This window comes from Streptomyces sp. NPDC045021, assembly GCF_056432645.1.
This window is the reverse complement of record NZ_JBWKIQ010000016.1, coordinates 1-20,908: the sequence shown is the minus strand read 5'-3', so window position 1 is coordinate 20,908 and position 20,908 is coordinate 1. Positions and strand designations below refer to the sequence as shown.

16 protein-coding genes, 1 tRNA gene and 1 pseudogene are annotated in these 20,908 nt (G+C 71.4%); 10 read left to right on the top strand and 8 right to left on the bottom strand.

The annotated features are described in order from the left end of the window. Positions 1-11 precede the first annotated feature (11 nt). The 3 genes and pseudogenes from AC07DC_RS35120 to AC07DC_RS35110 form a co-directional block, all read right to left on the bottom strand. Positions 12-680 (bottom strand): annotated as a pseudogene (locus AC07DC_RS35120) (TerD family protein). A gap of 236 nt (positions 681-916) precedes the next feature. Continuing rightward, complete coding sequence (locus tag AC07DC_RS35115) at positions 917-2,674, bottom strand: hypothetical protein (RefSeq protein ID WP_478918570.1); 1,758 nt, start codon at positions 2,672-2,674, stop codon at positions 917-919. Between the two features lie 178 nt (positions 2,675-2,852). Beyond that, positions 2,853-2,937, bottom strand: a tRNA-Leu gene (locus tag AC07DC_RS35110). 208 nt (positions 2,938-3,145) lie between these two features. Here AC07DC_RS35110 and AC07DC_RS35105 point away from each other — a divergent pair. The 3 genes from AC07DC_RS35105 to AC07DC_RS35095 all read left to right on the top strand — a co-directional run bounded on the left by AC07DC_RS35105 (position 3,146) and on the right by AC07DC_RS35095 (position 6,011). Continuing rightward, complete coding sequence (locus AC07DC_RS35105; protein WP_478918569.1) at positions 3,146-4,483, top strand: M20/M25/M40 family metallo-hydrolase; 1,338 nt, start codon at positions 3,146-3,148, stop codon at positions 4,481-4,483. Between the two features lie 131 nt (positions 4,484-4,614). Beyond that, positions 4,615-4,848, top strand: a complete 234-nt coding sequence (gene chpH, locus AC07DC_RS35100) for a chaplin ChpH (protein WP_478918567.1) — start codon at positions 4,615-4,617, stop codon at positions 4,846-4,848. Between the two features lie 173 nt (positions 4,849-5,021). Further along, positions 5,022-6,011 (top strand): chaplin family protein, encoded by a 990-nt coding sequence (locus tag AC07DC_RS35095; RefSeq protein WP_478918566.1) that lies wholly within the window; start codon positions 5,022-5,024, stop codon positions 6,009-6,011. An 88-nt stretch (positions 6,012-6,099) separates the two neighbouring features. Here AC07DC_RS35095 and AC07DC_RS35090 read toward each other — a convergent pair whose 3' ends face one another. Beyond that, positions 6,100-6,288 (bottom strand): DUF5703 family protein, encoded by a 189-nt coding sequence (locus AC07DC_RS35090; protein ID WP_138353264.1) that lies wholly within the window; start codon positions 6,286-6,288, stop codon positions 6,100-6,102. A 47-nt stretch (positions 6,289-6,335) separates the two neighbouring features. On the opposite strand from AC07DC_RS35090, the gene AC07DC_RS35085 reads away from it, so the two are divergent. Beyond that, entirely contained in the window at positions 6,336-6,944 is a 609-nt protein-coding gene (locus AC07DC_RS35085) for a hypothetical protein (protein WP_478918564.1), read from the top strand. A 110-nt stretch (positions 6,945-7,054) separates the two neighbouring features. Here AC07DC_RS35085 and AC07DC_RS35080 read toward each other — a convergent pair whose 3' ends face one another. Together AC07DC_RS35080 and AC07DC_RS35075 are read right to left on the bottom strand one after the other, a co-directional pair. Next, positions 7,055-9,253, bottom strand: a complete 2,199-nt coding sequence (locus tag AC07DC_RS35080; protein WP_478918752.1) for a helix-hairpin-helix domain-containing protein — start codon at positions 9,251-9,253, stop codon at positions 7,055-7,057. Positions 9,254-9,507: 254 nt separating this feature from the next. Beyond that, positions 9,508-10,488, bottom strand: a complete 981-nt coding sequence (locus tag AC07DC_RS35075) for an aldo/keto reductase (protein ID WP_478918562.1) — start codon at positions 10,486-10,488, stop codon at positions 9,508-9,510. 126 nt (positions 10,489-10,614) lie between these two features. On the opposite strand from AC07DC_RS35075, the gene AC07DC_RS35070 reads away from it, so the two are divergent. Beyond that, on the top strand, positions 10,615-11,664 hold the full coding sequence (locus AC07DC_RS35070; protein WP_478918560.1) for an LLM class F420-dependent oxidoreductase: 1,050 nt from the start codon (positions 10,615-10,617) through the stop codon (positions 11,662-11,664). Positions 11,665-11,777: 113 nt separating this feature from the next. On the opposite strand, the gene AC07DC_RS35065 is transcribed toward AC07DC_RS35070, so the two are convergent. Further along, positions 11,778-12,383 carry a hypothetical protein gene (locus AC07DC_RS35065; protein ID WP_138354776.1) on the bottom strand — a complete coding sequence of 202 codons (606 nt, stop codon included), beginning with the start codon at positions 12,381-12,383 and terminating at the stop codon, positions 11,778-11,780. A gap of 249 nt (positions 12,384-12,632) precedes the next feature. Further along, entirely contained in the window at positions 12,633-13,625 is a 993-nt protein-coding gene (gene corA, locus AC07DC_RS35060) for a magnesium/cobalt transporter CorA (RefSeq protein WP_478918751.1), read from the bottom strand. A 47-nt stretch (positions 13,626-13,672) separates the two neighbouring features. Between corA and AC07DC_RS35055 the strand changes: the two genes are divergently transcribed. The 5 genes from AC07DC_RS35055 (at position 13,673) to AC07DC_RS35035 (ending at position 20,744) form a co-directional block, all read left to right on the top strand. Beyond that, on the top strand, positions 13,673-14,410 hold the full coding sequence (locus AC07DC_RS35055) for a histidine phosphatase family protein (RefSeq protein ID WP_478918559.1): 738 nt from the start codon (positions 13,673-13,675) through the stop codon (positions 14,408-14,410). Between the two features lie 187 nt (positions 14,411-14,597). Then, positions 14,598-15,188, top strand: coding sequence for a DUF3090 domain-containing protein (locus AC07DC_RS35050; RefSeq protein WP_478918558.1), 591 nt, complete (start codon positions 14,598-14,600; stop codon positions 15,186-15,188). Between the two features lie 95 nt (positions 15,189-15,283). After that, positions 15,284-16,057 (top strand): SCO1664 family protein, encoded by a 774-nt coding sequence (locus AC07DC_RS35045; protein ID WP_478918750.1) that lies wholly within the window; start codon positions 15,284-15,286, stop codon positions 16,055-16,057. Between the two features lie 182 nt (positions 16,058-16,239). Continuing rightward, entirely contained in the window at positions 16,240-17,469 is a 1,230-nt protein-coding gene (gene mshC, locus AC07DC_RS35040; RefSeq protein ID WP_478918557.1) for a cysteine--1-D-myo-inosityl 2-amino-2-deoxy-alpha-D-glucopyranoside ligase, read from the top strand. 245 nt (positions 17,470-17,714) lie between these two features. Further along, positions 17,715-20,744 carry an NPCBM/NEW2 domain-containing protein gene (locus AC07DC_RS35035; RefSeq protein WP_478918556.1) on the top strand — a complete coding sequence of 1,010 codons (3,030 nt, stop codon included), beginning with the start codon at positions 17,715-17,717 and terminating at the stop codon, positions 20,742-20,744. The last annotated feature ends 164 nt before the right edge of the window (positions 20,745-20,908 follow it).

Below are 20,908 nucleotides of genomic sequence, written 5' to 3'. Positions count from 1 at the left end.
ACTAGGCGGGTTCACTCGCCGCGGGGCGTCGTACGGAAGTAGGCGCCCGGGGTGAGGCCGGTCTCGCGGCGGAAGGCGGCGACGAACGCGCTGGGTGTGTCGTAGCCGACGAGGGACGCGACGCGCGTGACCGGTTCGCCGGCGGCCAGGTGGGGCAGGGCCGCACTCAGGCGCAGGGAGGTCCGCCAGCGCCCGAACGGGACGCCGGTGCCGGCGGCGAACGCCCTGGCCAGGGTGCGCGCACCGGCGCCGACGGTGCGGCCCCACTCGGCGCCTCGGAGTCTCACCGCGAGGAGGTTCTCGCCGGATCCGTCGGCCAGCGTCAGCCGCAGGTCGTCCAGGGCGCCGAACCGGTCGTCGCCGTACCGGCTGGCCGCGACGATCACCTACTGGACGTCCGCGGGCATCGCCGTCAGATCGAGGCTGATGCGGTCCTCGTTGCCGTTCGCAGTGGGCGTCTTGCCCAGCAGTTGAACGCTGCCGTCCGGGGCGGCCGGATGGTTGTAGAAGAAGAAGTCCGCGTCGCTGCGGGCCTTTCCGCCGGCGTCGAGCAGGAGCACGGAGACATCCGCGTCCCCGTCCCCCGCCGCGCTGCTCCAGCCCAGGCTCACGATCACGGAGCCGGTGTCCTCGCTCAACGTCGCCAGGCCGATATTGGCACCCTTGGTCATTTCCCGCATGAGGCCCCCCTCGGTGCATGGCCGCGCGGGCGAACCCGGGCAACCGGTCGCGCTGTCACCGCAGTCGGGACGCGTCCCCAAGTGCGCTCGCTGAACCCTAGCGTCCGAAGCGACACCTTTGCCCTGGGAAGTCGGGATATGAAAAAAGACCCTGTCGCCAGGGTCTTTCGCTACGCCCCGACGCGGCAGACGGCCCGCCGGCGGGGACCGGACGGGCCGTCTGTGCGTGGGTGGGATCAGTCCTGGACGAAGTAGCCGCTCACGTCGGCGATCACGTTCACATTGCCGGCGTTGTTGTAGATGCTCACGGCGTCGGCCCAGACGTCCCGCCCGCACGCGTTCAGTGAGGGAACCGCGCTGGTCACGGCGTTCGCGATGGTCTGCCCGGCTGTGAAGTTGAGGTTCGAGTACTCCGGGTAGAGCACGATGTCGTGGGACCAGGGGCAGCCCGAGTTGGGGCGTGCCGACAGGTAGCTGCCGGTGGTGCCGCCGGTCGCGGTGACGTTCATCGTGACGCCCGTGACGCCGAACGGCGGGATGCCGAACTTCCACGAGTTGGGCTGGATGTCCAGCTCCTTGCGCTCGCCGAGCGGGGTGCCCGGAGCGGGGCGGGTGTCCAGGACCCGGGTCGGGCCGGTCGGGACGAACTTCGCGCCGGTGCTGGAGTAGTAGCCGTTGATGTCGGCGATCAGGTCGACGTTGCCGGCGAAGTTGTAGAGGTCGACCTTTCCGTCGTGGACCGGGACGGTGACCTGGTTGGGAACGGTCTGCCCGGCCCTGAAGTTGAGATTCGAGGCGGTCGGCCGCTTGGCCCCGTGCGGGTAGACGGTGACGTAGCCGCCCACGGTCGCTCGGGTGGCTGTGACGTTCAGGGTCACCGCAGTGGCGTCGGGATAGCTCTTGGCGACGTCCAGCGTCATGGTCCGGCCCGGGCCCACCGGGGCGAACGGCCTGACCGGGTTGAGGCCGGGGTCGCGGGTGTCCAGGAGTCGCTTCGGGCTGACGGCGTTGAAACGCTGCCCGCCGTCTCCCGCCAGGTAGTAGCCGCTGATGTCGGCGATCAGGTCGGCCTTGCCGGCGAAGTTGTAGAGGTCGACCTGACCGTCGTGGACCGGAACGGTGACCTGGTTGGGAACGGTCTGCCCGGCCTTGAAGTTGAGGTTGGAGGCGGTCGGCCGCGTGGTGCCGTGCGGGTACGCGGTGACGTAGCTGTCCGCGGTCGGGTTGGTGGCCGTCACGTTCAGGACCACCGCCGTGACCCCGCTGACGGGGACACCGGCCCGGCCCGCGATCCGTACGCCGACCGACTGGCCCGGCCCGACCTTGGCGGCCGGTGCGCCCGTACCGTCCCGGGTGTCCAACAGGCGCGTGGGCGCCAACGGTACGAAGGTGCCGGGGGTGCCGAACGTGACGGGCTTGGTACCCGACCGGCCGAAGTAGTCGTACGACACCGAGACCGGCTTCGAGACGTAGGCGGGGTCGAGGGGCTTCAACTCGGCCTTCAGCACGGCGCCCTGCTCCCGGGGCGCGCCGGACAACTGGAGGTACACCGTGCCGCAGCCGTCGGTGCAAGCCGGGATCGTCAGTGCCAGCGAGCCGTCCGCTTCGACCGCCCAGTGGTACAAGGACCAGTCCGTCCCCAGCTCACTGGTGGAACTGGTGCGGACCAGGAGCATCTGGGCCAGCGCCTGCGGGCTGTACCCCGAGGCCGCCACCGACTCGGCGGAGAGCGTCAGCCGCACATCGGTGGCCAGCCGCTTCTGGGTGGCGTCGTCGATGGCGTAGTTGAGCCAGCAGGCCGAGCCGGCATCCTCCCCGCCCGGGACGTTCACCGCCTTCTCCGCCGGGTCGAACAGCGCACCGCCGGAGCCGTTCGTGCAGAACGTCCAGAGCGTGTTCGTTCCGGTGTCGGCCAGCGCGGTCTGGAACGGCAACAGGCCGGAGATCACCAGCGCTCCGGCCGTCGCGGCCAGGGCGCGGTTGAGCTTGCGCATGCGGATTCCCCCCAGGGAGCAAGATCGGCTCCCCTGAGTCGATCTTCGCAAATGCTATGCGACCGGCTCAGGCCGGTGCAGCCCAGTTGATCGGCAGCGCACGCATCTGATGGGCAGCCCACCCAACGCAAACGGTGCCGGCCGAAAATCGGCCAGCACCGTGGGGGTGTATTCGTTGTGTCCGAGGGGGGACTTGAACCCCCACGCCCGATAAAGGGCACTAGCACCTCAAGCTAGCGCGTCTGCCATTCCGCCACCCGGACCGGGTGTACCGCAGGCCTCTCGGCCGCGGCGACGAGGTAAACCATAGCAAAGATCCCGGGGGCTCGATCACGGGTGCCGGTGTGAAGGGATCATGACGCGGGGCGGGTGGCTCTTGGGTGCGGGGGGTGGGCGGGGGAGTATGGGGAGCGGAATCCGCCGCGGCCGTCGGATGCGGACGCGGGAGTGCGTGAGGGACGAGGAGACAGCGTGAGCGAGTCGATTTCGGGCGCGAGGAGCGACAGGAAGATCACCGGTGAGGACGAGGTCGTCGACCTGTGCCGGGATCTGATCCGGATCGACACCAGCAACTACGGGGATCACTCGGGGCCCGGTGAGCGCGCCGCGGCCGAGTACGTCGCCGAGAAGCTGGCCGAGGTCGGTCTCGAACCGCAGATCTTCGAATCGCACAAGGGGCGGGCGTCCACCGTCGCCCGCATCGCGGGGGAGGACCCCTCCCGGCCCGCGCTGCTGATCCACGGGCACACCGATGTGGTGCCGGCCAACGCCGACGACTGGACCCACCACCCGTTCTCCGGCGAGATCGCCGACGGGTGTGTGTGGGGGCGCGGGGCCGTCGACATGAAGGACATGGACGCGATGACACTGGCGGTGGTGCGGGACCGGCTGCGCAGCGGCCGCAAGCCCCCGCGCGACATCGTGCTGGCGTTCCTGGCGGACGAGGAGGCGGGCGGTGTCTACGGCGCGCGGCACCTCGTCAACAAGCACCCGGACCTGTTCGAAGGGGTGACGGAGGCGATCGGCGAGGTCGGCGGCTTCTCGTTCACCGTCAACGAGAACCTGCGGCTGTACCTGGTGGAGACGGCGCAGAAGGGCATGCACTGGATGCGGCTCACCGTCGACGGCACGGCCGGCCACGGCTCCATGACCAACAACGACAACGCGATCACCGAGCTCTGCGAGGCCGTAGGGCGGCTGGGCCGGCACAAGTTCCCGGTGCGGATGACCAAGTCGGTGCGCGGTTTCCTCGACGAGCTGTCGGACGCGCTGGGCACCGAGCTCGACCCCGAGGACATGGACGCGACGCTGGCGAAGCTCGGCGGCATCGCCAAGATGATCGGCACCACGCTGCGGAACACCGCCGCCCCGACGATGCTCGGCGCCGGCTACAAGGTGAACGTGATCCCCGGCCAGGCCACCGCACACGTCGACGGGCGCTTCCTGCCCGGTTACGAGGAGGAGTTCCTCTCCGACCTGGACCGGATTCTCGGCCCGCGGGTGAAGCGTGAGTCGGTCCATTCGGACAAGGCGCTGGAGACGGACTTCGACGGTGCGCTGGTCGACGCCATGCAGATCGCGCTGAAGGCCGAGGACCCGATCGCGCGGGCGGTGCCGTACTGCCTGTCGGGCGGGACGGACGCGAAGTCCTTCGACGATCTCGGAATCCGCTGCTTCGGCTTCGCTCCGCTCAAGCTTCCGCCGGAGCTGGATTTCGCAGGCATGTTCCACGGTGTGGACGAGCGGGTTCCGGTGGACGGGCTGAAGTTCGGTGTTCGAGTGCTGGACCGTTTCATCGAAAATTGCTGATGATTCGACCACCTGTATCAGTCGAACTGAGACGGGTGAAAGCTCACGCAGTTTCGTAGCTCGTTTCCTTCGGGGTCGTTACGACTTGTGCGGTCCGCGGCTGGGACCGCATTTCGAACTAGGAGGAAACCATGATCAAGAAGATCGTCGCTGCTGCTGCTGTCTCTGGTGGTCTCGTGCTCGCCGGTGCGGGCCTGGCCGTTGCCGACGCCGGCGCGCAGGGTGCTGCCGTGGGGTCCCCGGGCGTGCTCTCGGGCAACCTCATCCAGGTCCCCGTCCACGTTCCGGTCAACGTCTGTGGCAACACGGTCTCCGTGATCGGGCTGCTGAACCCCGCCTTCGGCAACGTCTGCGTCAACAAGTGACGTCATGTCGGACCCGTTGAGGGTCTGAACCGGGCCGGCCCCGGAGTGCTTATTTCCGCGCTCCGGGGCCCCTCGGGCTTTATGGGGGAATCGGACAAGGATTTCACAGCCGTCCGTTCCCTTCCCGGGGCCGCGATCCCGGGGACTCACTGAGAGCGAAGGTAGGGAAGGCTATGCGACAGGTCGCGAAAAAGGGCCTGATCACCGTGGTCGCGACGGGCGGCGTACTCGCTGCCGGCAGCGGCTTCGCGTTTGCGGACTCGGGTGCCATGGGCACCACGTCCGACTCGCCGGGCGTCGGGTCGGGCAACAACGTTCAGGTGCCGGTGCATGTGCCGGTGAACCTGTGCGGGAACACGGCGAACGTCATCGGGCTGCTGAACCCGGCGATGGGCAACAGCTGCGCGAACACCTCGGGCCACGGGGGCCGGGGCGGATCGGGCGGTGCCGTGGCGCACGGCGGTGCCTCGCACTCGCCGGGCGTTCTCTCCGGCAATTCGGCGCAGGTGCCGATCGACGTGCCGGTCAACGCGTGCGGCAACAGCGTCACCGTGATCGGCGCGCTCAACCCCGCGATGGGCAACGGCTGCGGGAACACGGAGTGGCACGCGCCGCACGGTGACGACTGTCCGGGCCACCCCGGTCAGCCGGGCCACCCCGGCAACCCGGGCACTCCGGGCCACCCGGGTCAGCCTGGGCACCCGGGCCACCCCGGTCACCCGGGACACCCGGGACACCCGGGGAATCCGGGTCAGCCGGGTAACCCTGGAACGCCCGGTAATCCCGGCACCCCGGGCAACCCTGGCACCCCCCTTCAGCCTGGCAACCCTGGCACCCCGGGCCAGCCCGGTAACCCCGGCACCCCGGGTCAGCCTGGCAACCCCGGCACCCCGGGTCAGCCCGGTAACCCTGGAACGCCTGGCAACCCCGGTACCCCGGGAAACCCTGGCACCCCCGGTAACCCCGGCACCCCGGGCAACCCCGGCACCGGGCACTCCAACCCGGGCGCGCCCGCGTCGCCGTACGTTCCGGCCGCGCACCACCCGGCCACCCAACTGGCCGCCACCGGTGCCGGGCCGATCGGGATGGCGCTGCCGACCAGCGCTGCCCTGCTGCTCGGCGGCGGGATGCTGTACCGCCGTAGCCGCGCCGCCCGCCGCTGACCGCAAGGCAGTCGCACGGCTCGACGCACGGCTCGATGGGACCCCGCGGTCGCGGGGTCCCATTTACACGTTATGGGTGGATGTCAGCTCACCAGGTAGCTCTGACCTGGCGAATGATGCGGCGGCGCAGCCGTACCCGGCGGCTCCCGTCGGGGTAGAGGCGGAGCCGGTCCAACTCCCAGTGGCCGTACTCCGCGTGATCGGTCAGCAGTCGCGTCGCGTCCTTCCGGGAGACACCCCGGGGGACGTACATCTCTGTGAATTCGTATTCCGGCATCGCATCTATTGTGCGGGCAACGCCCTGGTGCGGATAGCGTCTGCACCATGTCTGATGACGTGCAGCCCACCGTTGCCGAGGTACGTGCCGCCGCTGAGGCGGTCAAAGCCGCGCTGGACCGCCACCTTGAGGCGATCGAGAACCGGACGGGGGAGGACGACCCCGCCGTCTACACCGCCTTTGACGACCTCGCAACGGCTGCAGAGGCCTACGACGAGCTGCTGTACGACGCCTATGACGAGGTCACACCCTTCGAGGTCCCGTCCGGAGACACACTGCCCGAGTACGCGGGCTCCGACGAACCCGCCGCGATCAGCGTGCTGATCCGCCGCGACTACAGCATCGTGGAGCCGCAGCGGCTGCTGCTGCAGGCCCGGCGCGTCGCCGATGCCGACTCCGGACCGGACACCGGAGTGAACGCGGCCGTCGGCATTCTCTTCGGCGAGTACGAGCCGGACGAGATCGCCCAGCGGCACAAGGAGTTCGGGCTCGAGGAGGGCGACTCCACCCTGTGGGTCTCCGCTGCCGAGCTCACCGATCCGGGGGACTGGCTGGCCGCCCCCTTCGACCAGGCCGACCCCCAGCTCATCATCTGCCGGTTCGACGTCAGCTCGGTCTTCGACGACGAGCTGAGCGCGCTCGACCCGGACAACTAGAGAGCCGGACCCCTTAGGACCTGACCCTTCAAGACCGGATCTATCAAGGCCGGATCTCTTAAGAGCAGCAGTGGCCGGGGCGGACGGGTTTCCGTCCGCCCCGGCCGGGCTCACTCGGCAGCCGCCTGCTCGCGCAGCACAGAGCGCAACCGGGTCGTACGGTCCTTCGCCGGAATCCCGGCCACCGCCTGGACCAGGCCCTGGTCGGCGCCCTGCACCACCGACAGGTGGCGCTCTCCCCGGCCGAAGGCCGTGTAGACCCACGCGCGGGTCAGCGCCTGCACCGCGTCACCCGGCAGAACGACGACCACGGCGGGCCAGCGGAGCCCCGCGGACTGCTGCGCCGTCATCGCCCACCCGTGCCGCAGCGCGGACACCTGGTCGCGCGGCACGAGGACCCGGGTGCCCGCGCAGTCCAGGTTCAGACCCTCGGGATCGGCCGACACCACCGTGCCGGGCAGCGTCAGGCCCGGCTCCGGGGCGTAGACCACCCGGTCGCCCGGGTCGAAGCCGGCGAACCGGCCGGGACCGGGATTGAGCCGTTCCTTGAGCGCCGCGTTCAGCACCTGGGTGCCGACGGCGCCGCCGTGGCCCGGCGTGATGACCTGCGTCTCCGTGGCGGGCACCCCGATGACGCGCGGCACCGAGTCGGCGACCAGCTGCACCGCCCGGTGCACCGCCTCGCGGGGGTCGCGCACCGGGACGATGACGACCTCCTTGCCGGGCGCCTCGACCGCCGTCAGCTCCCCGATACCGATCCCCGACACCAGCTCGCCGATCGGCCCCGGGTCCGGGGTCCGTGACGCCACCTGCGGGCAGGTCTTCGCCGCCAGCAGATCGGCGAAGGCCCGGCCGGGCCCGGCCGACCACAGCACCCCGGGATCGCCGCTGAGGACCAGCCGCGCGCCGTCCGGAACTGCCTCGACGAGCGTCGCGGCGAGCTCCACGTCGAGCTGCGGGGCGTCCAGCACCGCCAGCACGTCCAGAGCCAGGCTCCCGTCGGCCTCCCGGCCCGGACCCTCCTGCCCGGACAGCAGCCCGGCGACGGTGACGGCGGTGTCCGCGCCGAGGTGCGCGGCGAGCCGCCGCCGGCCCTCCGCGGTGTACGCGGCGGCGTACGCGCGCAGCCCCAGCTCCCGCGCCGCGGCGACCAGCGCGGCCGGCTCCGCGCGGGCCGCCTCACCACCGGTGTGCGTGACCAGACCGCTGACGGCGGCGGCGCGGACCAACGCGGCGGCGGACGGCGACGACGTGGCGGCCGCGGCCGCCTCCCAGTCGAGGTCGTCCCCCTCGAAGGTCTTGAGCAGCCTGTCGAGGCCGTCGGCGAGGCTCTCCTCGGCGAGCGCGTACCGGTCGAGGCCGAGCAGCAGCCGGACCGGCGGCCCCTCGTCCCCCTCGTCCGCCGCGGCGGGCTTCGCCCCGGGGACGTCCTCGGTGTCCTGGAACACCAGCACGCGGCCCTCGGCGATGGCGGCGCTCAGCCCTTCCTCGGCATCGGAGACCGACTGCTTCTCCAGCGCGGTGCGCAGCACGGACGATTCGAGGGCCGTGTGTCCCTGCTCGGCGGCCCGCTCCAACAGCCACACCACCAGGGCCCGCACGCGGCGCTCGTCGTCAGGCCCGCACTCGCCGCCCAGCAGCGCCCGCGCGAAGCCGTCCGCGTGCTCGACCCGCACGCCCGCCAGCGACAGCACCTGCCACGGATCCTCGCGCAACGCCTGCGCGGCCCGTTCACCCAGCGCCGCCACCGCCGGTTCGGCCAGCTCCGCCGGCGCCCGGCCCTCGGCCAGCACGGTCCGCACCGCCTCGACGGCGGCGGGATCGTACGCGACCGGCACCCGCGCGAGGCGGATCGGTTCCCGCTCCGCCCGCTCTCCGGCAGTCCGTTCAACAGGGGCAGCGGCAGCCGGAACGGAAGCCGCTGCCTGAGCCGGAGCAGTAGCCTGAACGGGCTCGGGCTCGGCCACAGCCTCGGGCGCGCTCTCGACCTCCGCCACCGAAGGCGCGGGCGGCTCGGGGGACTCGGCGGCCTCGGCAGGCGCGGATTCCTGAGTGTCCTGAGCGTCCGCACCTCCCGCACCTTCCGTACCATCCGAACTCTCTGAAGCAGCACTCTCCGGACCGTCAACGACGGCCTCAGCCGTCTCAGCCGCCTCCGCCGCCGGAACGCCCGCCACGGCAGCCGCCTCGGCCGCCTGGAGTTTCGCGGCCTCCGCGGCCATCGCGTCGCGGCGTTTGCGGCGGGCGGCCGCCGCGTCGCCCTTGGGAGCGGGGGCCGCGGGGTTGTCGCCGCGTTCGATGGAGCGCATGGCGGCGGCCAGGTCGGCGAGGTCGACCGGTGGCTTGGCCCGGCCGCCGGTCCGTGCGGCCGGGGCGGGGACGAGGGGAGCGGCGGCATCGTCTATGTCCCGCTCCTGGTCCCGCTCCGTCTCGGCGAGGCGGGCCGGGGCCTTGGGCGGTTGCCCGTCGGCGTCGGGCGTCGCGACGTCCTGGTCGGTGCGGTCCTCAGTCACGTGGGCCTCCGTGGTGCGGCGTGGTGCGGCGGATCCCCGGCCGGGCTCGCTCAGAGCGTGCTCCAGTCGTGATCCGGATAGCGGTGCAGCGGCGCCGACACATCGTCCAGCGCCCGGCAGATCTCACCCGGAAGACTAAGCGCCTCCACTGACAATGCCTGCGCCAGCTGCTGTGCGTTGCGCGCGCCGAGGATGGGTGCGGTCACTCCCGGCCGGTCCCGGACCCAGGCCAGCGCGACGTCCATCGGCCGCACCGCGAGCCCGTCGGCCGCGGTGGTCACGGCGTCGACGATGAGCCGGGCGGTGTCGTCGAGATACGGGTCGACGAAGGCCGCCATCTCCTCGGAACCGCCGCGCGACTCGACCGGGGTGCCGGTGCGGTACTTGCCGGTGAGCACGCCCCGGCCGAGCGGTGAGGACGGCAGCAGCCCGACACCCATGTCGAGCGCGGCCGGCAGCACCTCGCGCTCGATCCCGCGCTGCAGCAGCGAGTACTCCATCTGCGTGCTCGCCAACGGGGTGCGGCCGGGCACCGCGCGCTGCCAGGTCGCGGCCTTGGCGAGCTGCCAGCCGCAGTAGTTGGACACCCCGACGTACCGGGCCCGGCCCGAGGTGACGGCGATGTCGAGGGCCTGCAGCGTCTCGTCGAGCGGGGTGACCGGGTCGAAGGCGTGCACCTGCCACAGATCGACGTAGTCGGTGCCGAGCCGCTGCAGGGAGGCGTCGAGGGCCGAGAGCAGATGGCCGCGGGAGCAGTCGAAGCGCCGGTCGGGATCGGGCACGCTCCCCGCTTTGGTGGCGATCACCAGATCGGCGCGGGGGACGAAGTCCTCGATGAGCCGCCCGAGCACATACTCCGCGCCGCCGTCCGCGTAGACGTCGGCGGTGTCCACCAGCGTGCCGCCCGCCTCCCAGAAGGTCTTCAGCTGGTCGGCGGCGTCGCGTTCCCCCGTGTAGCGCCCCCAGGTGAGCGTTCCGAGGCCGAGCCGCGAAACGCGCAACCCGGTGCGTCCGAGGTGCCTCTGTTCCATGACCGCTGAGATTACTGGTGAAGTGGCTGATTGGGCAGCAGTGACGAACCCGACAGGCGCGCGAAGGACGCCATGGCGCTAAAGTCCGGAGAGACAGAGACGTTACTCATCAGTAAGGGGAGCGGCATGCGGCTCGGAATCAACCTCGGCTACTGGGGCGCCGGGATGGACGCGGACAACCTGGCCGTCGCCCAGGAGGCGGACCGGCTCGGCTACGCGGTCTGCTGGGCCGCGGAGGCGTACGGTTCCGACGCCGCGACGGTGCTCTCCTGGGTGGCCGCACAGACCGAGCGCATCGACATCGGCTCGGCGATCTTCCAGATTCCGGCCCGTACCCCCGCGATGACCGCGATGACGGCCGCCACCCTCGACTCGCTCTCCGGCGGCCGCTTCCGGCTGGGTCTCGGTGTCTCCGGACCGCAGGTCTCCGAGGGCTGGTACGGCACGCGGTTCGACAAGCCGCTGGCCCGCACCCGGGAGTACGTCGAGATCGTCCGCAAGGCGATGGCCCGCGAGCGGCTCTCCCACGAGGGCGAGCACTGGACGCTGCCGCTGCCCGGCGGCCCCGGCAAGGCGCTCAAGCTCACCGTGCACCCGGTGCGCGAGCACATCCCGCTGTACATCGCCGCGATGGGCCCCAAGAACCTCGAGCAGACCGGCGAGATCGCCGACGGCGCGCTGCTGCTCTTCAGCGCCGCCGAGAACCTGGAGGACACCTCGCTCGCCCCGCTGCGCGCGGGCCGCGCCAAGGCCGGCAAGACCCTCGAAGGCTTTGACGTCTGCCCGACCCTGCCGCTGGCGCTGGGCGACGACGTGGACGCGCTCGCCGACATCTTCCGCCCCTACACCGCCCTGTACGTCGGCGGCATGGGCAGCAGGAAGCAGAACTTCTACAACCAGCTCGCGCAGCGCATGGGGTACGAGAAGGAAGCCGCCGAGATCCAGGACAAGTACCTGGCGGGCGACAAGGACGGCGCCGCCGCGGCCATCCCGCGCGAGCTGATCGACAGGACCAGCCTGCTCGGCCCCGTCGAGCGGATCTCGGACCGTATGCAGGAGTACGCGGCCGCCGGCGTCACCACCCTGACCGTCACCCCGGCCGGCTGGACGCTCGACGAGCGGATCGCCGCGCTGCGCGCCGGAGTCGAGGCCATGGAGCGCGCGGGCCTCGCGTAACGAAGCCCGCTTGACGAAGCCCGCTTGACGAGCCCGCGTAACGAAGGAGGGCCGGCCCCGTCCCGCATGGGTCAGGGGCCGGTATCAGGTCCTGACGCAGGACCCATCAGGTCCTAACTCGGCACCAGCCGCCCCAGCAGCCGTCCGAACGCGACGAGCCGGGCTATCTGCCCCGGGCCGCCGTCGTCCAGCGACTTGCTGAACCGGAACGCCTCGGGACGGAAGCGGGCGGCGGCGACCGGCGAGTCCGGATCGCCCTGCACCGCGCTCAACTCGTGCGGCATCGACGTCGCGAGCACCAGGTACACCCCGCGGTCGACGCGCACCCCCTGCTCGTTCCTGCCGACCAGCGTCCGCATCCCGACATGGCCGATGGAGTTCAGCGGCAGCACCTGCACCGACGAGTCCAGTACGGTCCCGCCGGGCGCGCTGTCGTCGGCCAACTCCTCGCTGTGCCACAGGATCAGCCGCCGGCCGTCGCAGACCGCCGCCTCCTGCCAGACCGAGGTGCCGGCCTCCGTCAGATCCACCACCCGCTCCAGCGTGAAACCGAGGACCTTACGGCGGCCGAGCACCCCCCTGATCGCGTCCAACGCGACGTCCGCGTGCAGGAAGTAGGCGTCCGAGGCGTCCTCGAGCCGCTCGTACGGCGACCAGTCCGACCCCGCCGGACCCGACCGGCGCGTGGTCGGGCGGCTCCTCGTCGCCTTGCTGAACATGTCCACCTGCTTCGCGATTCACGGCCTCGTTGGCCCCTCAGCCCCCGTTGCACCTTACCCAGGAGGTAAGACAGTGCGGGATGAGGAGGCTCGACCGGATCGCTGGGTTTCAGCGGCCGTGGTGGGGGCTCGGGGGTCTTCCCCGCCACGGCCGTCGACAAACACAACGCCCCAGCGGGCCGGGAGTTACGCCGCACGCGCCGGTTGCCGCGGCCGTTGCCGCCCCCGGTTGCCGCCCGCGAGGGCCGGCTACAACCACCCGCGCCGCTTGAAGAACCGGTACAGGAACCCCACGACGCCCGCCATGACGACCAGCACGGCGGGATAACCCCAGATCTGGTGCAGTTCCGGCATATGGTCGAAGTTCATGCCGTAGATACCGGCGATCATCGTCGGCACCGCGGCCATCGCCGCCCACGCCGAGATCTTGCGCATGTCGTCGTTCTGCCGCACTCCCACCTGCGTCAGATGCGCGGCGAGGATGTCGGACAGCAGCCGGTCCAGGCTCTCGCCCTGCTCGTTCGCCCGGATCAGGTGGTCGGCGACATCGCGGAAGAACGGCCGGCTGGACTCCGAGACGAACGGCACCCCGCCACCCGCGAGCCGGGCCATCGGTTCCATCAGCGGACCCGTGGCGCGGCGGAACTCCAGCGCCTGCCGCTTGAAGGTGTAGATCCTGCTCGCGGTGTTCCCCGAGGCCCCGATGTTCGGGGCGAACACCGTCGACTCCAACTCCTCCAGGTCCACCTGCAGTTCGCCGGCGATGTCCGTGTAGTGGTCCACCACTGTGTCGCTGATCACATAGAGCACCGAGGGCGGTCCGTGCTTCAGCAGCTCCGGATCCTTCTCCAGCCGGCGCCGCACCTCGGCCAGCGCGCTGCCCTCGCCGTGCCTGACCGTCACCACGAAGGCGTCACCGACGAACACCATCAGCTCGCCCGCGGTCACCGTCGCCGTGGCGTCGTCGTAGTCCAGCGGTTTGAGGACCACGAACAGCGAGTCGTCGTAGACCTCCAGCTTGGGCCGCTGGTGTGCCGTCAGGGCGTCCTCGACGGCGAGCGGGTGCAGCCCGAACTCCGAGGTGACGAGATCGAACTCCTCCTCCGTCGGCTCGTACAGACCGATCCAGAGGAAGGCGTCGCCCGACGCCCGCGCCTGGTCCAGGGCATCGGAGAGGTCGTCGGGCCCCTCGGTACGGTGCCCGTCCTTGTAGATGGCGCAGTCCACGATCACGATGGCTATTCTTCCGCGATCCGGCGAAGTCACACCACCGACGTAGGGTGGCGGGCATGCCCACCGTGATCCTTGTCCGCCACGGGCGGTCCACCGCCAACGCCGACGGAGTGCTGGCCGGCTGGAGCCAGGGCGTCGCCCTGGACGACAGCGGCCGTGCACAGGCCACCGAGCTCGCCGCCCGGCTGGCCGTGGTGCCGCTGGCCGCCGTCGTGACCAGCCCGCTGCAGCGCTGCCAGGAGACGGTTCAGCCGATGCTGGACACCCGTCCCGAGCTGCCCGTTCACACCGAGGAACGGATCGGCGAATGCCATTACGGCGACTGGACCGGCCGCAAGCTCGCCGAGCTCGCCGACGAACCGCTGTGGGCCACCGTGCAGCGCCACCCCTCCGCCGCGGTCTTCCCCGGTCCTGACGGCGAGTCGCTGCGGGCCATGCAGGCGCGCGCCGTCGAAGCGGTACGCGACTGGAACGCCAGGATCGAGGAGAGCCACGGCCCGGACGCGGTCTATGCCATCTGCTCGCACGGGGACATCATCAAGGCCATCGCCGCCGACGCCCTGGGCATGCACCTCGACCTCTTCCAGCGGATCGCCGTCGACCCCTGCTCGGTGACCGCGATCCGTTACACCCCGTACCGGCCGTTCCTGCTGCGGCTCGGCGACACCGGGGACCTCACCGGGCTCGCGCCCGCGCCGTCCGCCGCGGCCACCGAAGCGTCGGAGGCGGACGCAAACGCCGCCCGGGACACCGCGGGGGACGCGGTGGTCGGTGGCGGCACGGGCACACCGTGATCGGCTTCCGCAGTAGGGTGGTGGATCGGCAGTGTTCCGCCGACCCGGACGGGTGTCCGGCGGTACGGAACGCCCGGTCACACGCATAACTGAGCCCAATCACTTGAGCACAGCCGTAACTGAGCACCGCCACAGCTGAGCAGTCCCACAGTCGAGCAGACGCACAGTCGAGCAAACGGAGCAGGACGTGCCCCGTCAGGTCTTCTTCTACGAACAGCCGGACCGGTTCGTCGCCGGTACGGTCGGCGAGCCGGGCCAGCGCATCTTCTTCCTGCAGGCGACCGGCGCAGGCCGCACCACCAGCGTCGCCCTGGAGAAGACACAGGTCGCGGCGCTGGCCGAACGCATCGACGAGCTGCTGGACGAGGTCGTCCGGCGGACCGGCGGCAGCACCGTCGTCCCCGCGGTCGCGCCGGGCGAGCTTGCCGACACCGCGCCGCTCGACAGTCCCGTCGAGGAGGAGTTCCGGGTCGGCACCATGGCGCTGGCCTGGGACAGCACCCAGGAACGCATGGTCCTGGAGGCCCAGGCACTGGTCGAGGTCGAACCCGACGCCGACGAGGCCACCCTCGAAGCCGCCGAGGAGCTGCGGGAGGACGACGAGAACGGTCCGCCGCTGCTGCGGGTCCACCTGACCGGCCCGCAGGCCCGCTCCTTCGCCAAGCGGGCGCTGGATGTGGTCTCCGCGGGCCGCCCGCCGTGCCCGCTGTGCAGCCTGCCCCTGGACCCGGAAGGACACGTATGCCCGCGCCAGAACGGGTACCGGCGGGGAGCCTGACCGGCGACGCCGGCACGTCCGGTGATGCGTCCGCGGGTATCTCCGGCGGTGCGTCCGACGGGGCGGGCGAAACCGCCGGAGCCGCCGGGGACGCCATGGAGCTGCTCACCCGCGGCGAGCTGAGCGTGCGCGGGCGGCTGCGCGACGCCTCCAACGCCGTCCTGTACTGCGAGGTCGCCTTCGAGGGCCGGACCGCCGAGTGCGTGTACAAGCCCGTCGCCGGGGAGCGCCCGCTGTGGGACTTCCCCGACGGCACCCTCGCCGAGCGCGAGGTCGCCGCGTATCTGGTCTCGGAGGCCACCGGCTGGGGTCTCGTACCGCCGACGGTGCTGCGCGACGGCCCCTACGGCGAGGGCATGTGCCAGCTGTGGATCGACGAGGCCGAGCAGGAGCAGGAACTGCTCGCCCTTGTGGAGGAGGACGAGCCGGGGGAGGGCTGGAAGGCCGTCGTCCGGGCCGAGGTGGGCGGTGGCCGCACCGCGCTCCTGGTACACGCCGACGACCCCCGGCTGCGCCGGATCGCCGTCCTGGACGCCGTGATCAACAACGCCGACCGCAAGGGCGGCCATCTGCTGCCCGCGCCGGACGGCCGGCTCTACGGCATCGACCACGGGGTCGCCTTCCACACCGAGGACAAGCTGCGCACCCTGCTGTGGGGCTGGGCGGACGAACCGCTGCCCGAAGAGGCGGTCGAGGTGCTCCGGCGCCTCGGCGCAGCGCTGGAGGGCGAGCTGGGCGGCCGGCTGGCCACGCTGCTCACCGGAGCCGAGGTGGCGGCGGTCGGCACCCGTGTGGCGGATCTGCAGCGCACCGGCCGCTATCCGCGGCCGAGCGGCCAGTGGCCGGCGATTCCCTGGCCGCCCGTCTAAGCCGTGTCCGACAGATCCCGGCCCCAGAACTGCCGCGCAGCCACCGCCGTCCGGCCGAACACCCGGGGCCGCGCGCCCCGGGTGGAAGTGCGCGGGAAAGTCAAGACCGCCAATCCGGCCCATCCGCTCTCGTGTCTGCCTCCGGTTCGTTTCCGGAAGCCACGTCCGGTTACGCTCATGACATGTATGCCTGGCCCGCTTCAGACGTCCCTGCCCTTCCCGGCAGTGGCCGCGACCTCCGCCTCCACGACACCGCGACCGGTGGCCCGGTAACCCTGGACCCCGGTCCGGTCGCCCGCATCTATGTCTGCGGGATCACTCCCTATGACGCCACCCACATGGGGCACGCGGCCACCTACAACGCGTTCGACCTCGTGCAGCGCGTGTGGCTCGATACGAAGCGCCAGGTGCAGTACGTCCAAAACGTCACAGACGTCGACGATCCGCTCCTGGAGCGGGCCATCGCCAACGGAGACGACTGGACCGCGCTCGCCGAGCGTGAGACCGCCCTGTTCCGCGAGGACATGACCGCCCTGCGGATGCTCCCCCCGGCCCACTACATCGGCGCCGTCGAGGCCATACCCGGGATCGTCCCGCTGGTCGAACGGCTGCTGGAACTCGGCGCCGCCTACGAACTGGGCGGCGACACCTACTTCTCCGTCGACGCCGACCCGCACTTCGGCCAGGTCTCCCGACTGGACGCGACCGCGATGCGGATCCTGTCCGCGGAGCGCGGCGGCGACCCGGACCGTCCCGGCAAGAAGAACCCGCTGGACCCGATGCTCTGGATGGCCGCCCGCGAGGGCGAGCCGAGCTGGGACGGCGCGTCCCTCGGCCGCGGCCGCCCCGGCTGGCACATCGAGTGTGTGGCCATCGCGCTGGACCACCTCGGCATGGGCTTCGACGTCCAGGGCGGCGGCTCCGACCTCGCCTTCCCGCACCACGAGATGGGCGCCTCGCACGCCCAGGTGCTCACCGGCGAGTTCCCGATGGCCAAGGCGTACGTGCACGCCGGCATGGTCGCCCTCAACGGCGAGAAGATGTCGAAGTCCAAGGGCAACCTGGTCTTCGTCTCCCAGCTGCGCCGGGACGGGGTCGACCCGGCCGCGATCCGGCTCTCGCTCCTCGCCCACCACTACCGCGCCGACTGGGAGTGGACCGACGGCGTGCTCGCCGACGCCGTCGAACGCCTCGCCCGCTGGCGCGCGGCGGTGTCCCGTCCCGACGGGCCGCCGGCCGAGGCGCTCGTGGAGGAGATCCGCGAGGCGCTCGCCAACGACCTGGACGCACCGGCCGCGCTCGCCGCGGTGGACCGCTGGGCCGGCTCGCAGGCCGCGTCCGGCGGCACGGACGAGGGCGCGCCCGGTGTGGTCTCCCGCGCCGTTGACGCACTCCTGGGCGTCGCCCTCTAGCGACGACGCACATCGCGACGGAACGGCCCCGGCGGATCACCGCCGGGGCCGTTCTGCTGCGCCCGGCGGACGCGGGAAACGCGTCTGCCGAGCCCGGGACAACGACCCGGTACCCATCGGCCCTCTGGTCATGAGCACGGCATCTGCGCTATACACGCTCGCAGTTGCTCATTTCTTGCTTCTAACTGCGCGCAGATGCAGCCAGAGAGGTGTTCATGCACAGGGATGCTCAAGAACATCGCAGAATGTCTGCGATACCGCTGATCGTGCTGCTGGGCCTGCTCGTGGCCCTCCTTGCCCCGGTCGCGGGCACGGCCCACGCCGCACCCGCCGCGACCACCGTGGGCGATCTGACCGGATTCTCCGCCGACGGGTCCGTGTACCACCTGACGGCCGGCAAGGCCGAGGCCCGGGTCAGCTTCGTGTCCGGCCAGACGTTCCGTCTGGAGCTCGCGCCCGACGGCAGGTTCACCGATCCCACCGGCAGCGACATCGTGCTGCCGCAGGGCGCGGCGCCGGCCACGCGGTGGCGGGACGCGGGTGACCGGTACGAGCTGAGTACCTCGCAGGTGACGCTGCGCGCGTACAAGTCCCCGCTGCGCTTCGCGCTGTACCGCGCCGACGGCACCGCGGTCTGGGCCGAGTCCAAGGGCCTGACCTGGGACGGCGCCAAGACCACGCAGACCCTGCAGCGCGGCGCCACCGAGCAGTTCTACGGCGCCGGCATGCAGAACGGCCGCGGGAACACCTCGCACCGCGGCCAGACCGTCGAGGTCGGCGTGGACGACAACTGGAACGACGGCGGGCACCCCAACTCCGTCCCGTTCTACCTGTCCACGGCCGGCTACGGCGTCTTCCGCAACACCTACGCGCCCGGCACGTACGCCTTCACCGCTCCGGTGGCGACGACCGAGCAGGAGAACCGCTTCGACGCGTACTACTTCGCCGGCCCGTCGGCGAAGGACGTCATCGGCCAGTACACCAAGCTGACCGGCCGCCCCTTCCTGCCACCCGTGTACGGGCTCGAGGTCGGCGACTCGGACTGCTATCTGCACAACGCCAACCGGGGCGAGCGCCACACCCTGGACTCCCTCAAGGTGGCCGACGACTACGTCGAGAACGACATGCCGAACGGTTGGATGCTCGTCAACGACGGCTACGGCTGCGGCTACGAGAACCTCCCAGAGACCTCCGCCGGCCTCCAGGACCGCAAGATGAAGACGGGCCTGTGGACCGAGGACGGCATCGACAAGCTCGCCGACCAGGTCAAGGCCGGCCAGCGGATCGCCAAGCTCGACGTGGCCTGGGTCGGCGGCGGCTACAAGTTCGCCCTCGACGGCTGCAAGGACGCCTACCAGGGCATCGAGGACAACAGCGACGCCCGCGGCTTCACCTGGGCCCCCGAGAGCTGGTCGGGCGCGCAGCGCTGCGGTGTGCAGTGGTCGGGCGACCAGTCGGGCAGCTGGGAGTACATCCGCTGGCAGATCCCGACGTACGCGGGCGCCACGATGTCCGGCCTCGCCTACACCTCGGGTGACATCGACGGCATCTTCGGCGGCAGCCCCAAGACGTACACCCGCGACCTGGAGTGGAAGTCCTTCCTGCCGGCCGTGATGACAATGGACGGCTGGGCCGCGAACGACAAGCAGCCCTACCAGTACGGGGAGCCGTACACCTCCATCAACCGCCAGTACCTCAAGCTGAAGGAGTCGCTGCTGCCGTACACGTACTCCTACGCGGCCGAGGCGAACCGCACCGGGGTCGGCCAGGTCAGGCCGCTCGCGCTGGAGTACCCGGACGACCCGAAGGCGGCCTCCGACGCCGCGAAGTACGAGTTCCTGTCCGGCGAGGACTTCCTCGTGGCGCCGGTCTACCAGGACACCGCGGTGCGCGACGGCATCTATCTGCCGAAGGGCACCTGGACCGACTACTGGACCGGCCGCATCTACCAGGGCCCGACCACGGTCAACGGCTACAGCGCGCCGCTGGGCACCCTGCCGCTCTTCGTCAAGGCCGGTGCCGCCGTGCCGATGTGGCCCGGCATCAGGTCCTACCAGGACCGCACCCCGGCCTCGCCGGTCGCCTGGGACGTGTATCCGCAGGGCACGTCCTCCTTCACGCTGTACGAGGACGACGGCGTCACCCGGCAGAGCCGGGCCGGGAAGTACGCGCAGCAGAAGGTCACCGTCCGGGCCCCGTCCTCCGGCGCGGGCGATGTGACCGTCGGCGTGGGCGCGAGCAACGGATCCTTCCAGGGCAAGCAGACCGCACGCCCGTACCAGTTCACGGTGCACACCGGTGACGCACCGGCGAGTCTGCTGCTGGACGGGGCGGCGCTGCCGAAGTACACCTCCAAGGCCGCCTTCGACGCGGCCGCGCGCGGCTGGTGGTACGACGCCGCCGACCGGGGCGGCGTGGTACAGGTCAAGACCGCCTCGCTGAGCACCGCGAAGCCGTTCGCACTGCGGCTGCTGGGCGCGAGCGCTCTCGGCGGCAAGGCACCCGGCAGCGCTGCCGTCGTGTCCTCGCCGGCGGGCCAGGAGATCGGCGCGGGAGTGCCGGGAACCGTGCCGGTGGACGTGACGGCGGGCAACCAGGACGCCACCGGCGTCCAGGTGTCGCTGACGGCGCCGGCCGGCTGGTCGGTGACCGCACCCGCGCAGCTGGCCCGCATTCCCGCCGGGACGACCCGGCGGGTCCAGGTCACCGTCACCCCGCCGCAGGACGCCGCGCCGGGGGAGACCGTGCTGCGGGCTTCGGCCGCGTACCGGTCGGCCGGGCAGGCCCGGGTGACGGCGCAGCCGTTCGCGGTCTCCACCATGCCGCGGCCGCCGGTGGCCGACACCTGGGCGAGCGACATGGTGTGGCTGAGCGAGGGGAACGGCTGGGGGCCGCCGGAACGCGACCGGAGCAACGGTGAGTCGGGCGCCGAGGACGGTCATCCGATCACTCTCGCGGGCACGGTCTATCCCAAGGGGATCGGCGCCCACGCCGACTCCGACATCGAGCTCTACACCGGCGGCCGCTGCACCCGCTTCACCGCGGACGTCGGGATCGACGACGAGATCAACGGCTATGGGGAGGTGGCCTTCTCGGTCGAGGCCGACGGCAAGGTGCTGTGGACCTCGCCCGCGGTGACGGGCGCCTCGGCGACCGTGCCGGTGGACGTGCCGCTCGGCGGGGCACGCCACGTCCGTCTGAAGATCACCGACACCAACGGTTCCAAGAGCGGTGACCACGGCGACTGGGCCGCGGCGAAGTTCAACTGCGCCTGATCCGCAGGGATTTCGTACAGGACGACCGTCGGGGGGGGGGGGCGGGGGGCCCCCCCCCCCCCGGGGGGGGGGCCGCGGCGCGGGGGGGCCCCCCGCGGGGGGGGGGGGGGGGGTGGGTAATTTGGGGGGGCCCCCCCCCGGGGGGGGCCCCCCCCGGGGGTGCC

Coding starts and splice junctions, on each gene's coding strand:
- AC07DC_RS35115 (WP_478918570.1), bottom strand. CDS start 2,674: ATGCGCAAGCTCAACCGCGCCCTGGCCGCGACGGCCGGAGCGCTGGTG.
- chpH (WP_478918567.1), top strand. CDS start 4,615: ATGATCAAGAAGATCGTCGCTGCTGCTGCTGTCTCTGGTGGTCTCGTG.
- AC07DC_RS35095 (WP_478918566.1), top strand. CDS start 5,022: ATGCGACAGGTCGCGAAAAAGGGCCTGATCACCGTGGTCGCGACGGGC.
- AC07DC_RS35090 (WP_138353264.1), bottom strand. CDS start 6,288: ATGCCGGAATACGAATTCACAGAGATGTACGTCCCCCGGGGTGTCTCC.
- AC07DC_RS35085 (WP_478918564.1), top strand. CDS start 6,336: ATGTCTGATGACGTGCAGCCCACCGTTGCCGAGGTACGTGCCGCCGCT.
- AC07DC_RS35080 (WP_478918752.1), bottom strand. CDS start 9,253: ATGCGCTCCATCGAACGCGGCGACAACCCCGCGGCCCCCGCTCCCAAG.
- AC07DC_RS35075 (WP_478918562.1), bottom strand. CDS start 10,488: ATGGAACAGAGGCACCTCGGACGCACCGGGTTGCGCGTTTCGCGGCTC.
- AC07DC_RS35070 (WP_478918560.1), top strand. CDS start 10,615: ATGCGGCTCGGAATCAACCTCGGCTACTGGGGCGCCGGGATGGACGCG.
- AC07DC_RS35065 (WP_138354776.1), bottom strand. CDS start 12,383: ATGTTCAGCAAGGCGACGAGGAGCCGCCCGACCACGCGCCGGTCGGGT.
- AC07DC_RS35055 (WP_478918559.1), top strand. CDS start 13,673: ATGCCCACCGTGATCCTTGTCCGCCACGGGCGGTCCACCGCCAACGCC.
- AC07DC_RS35045 (WP_478918750.1), top strand. CDS start 15,284: ATGGAGCTGCTCACCCGCGGCGAGCTGAGCGTGCGCGGGCGGCTGCGC.
- mshC (WP_478918557.1), top strand. CDS start 16,240: ATGTATGCCTGGCCCGCTTCAGACGTCCCTGCCCTTCCCGGCAGTGGC.
- AC07DC_RS35035 (WP_478918556.1), top strand. CDS start 17,715: ATGTCTGCGATACCGCTGATCGTGCTGCTGGGCCTGCTCGTGGCCCTC.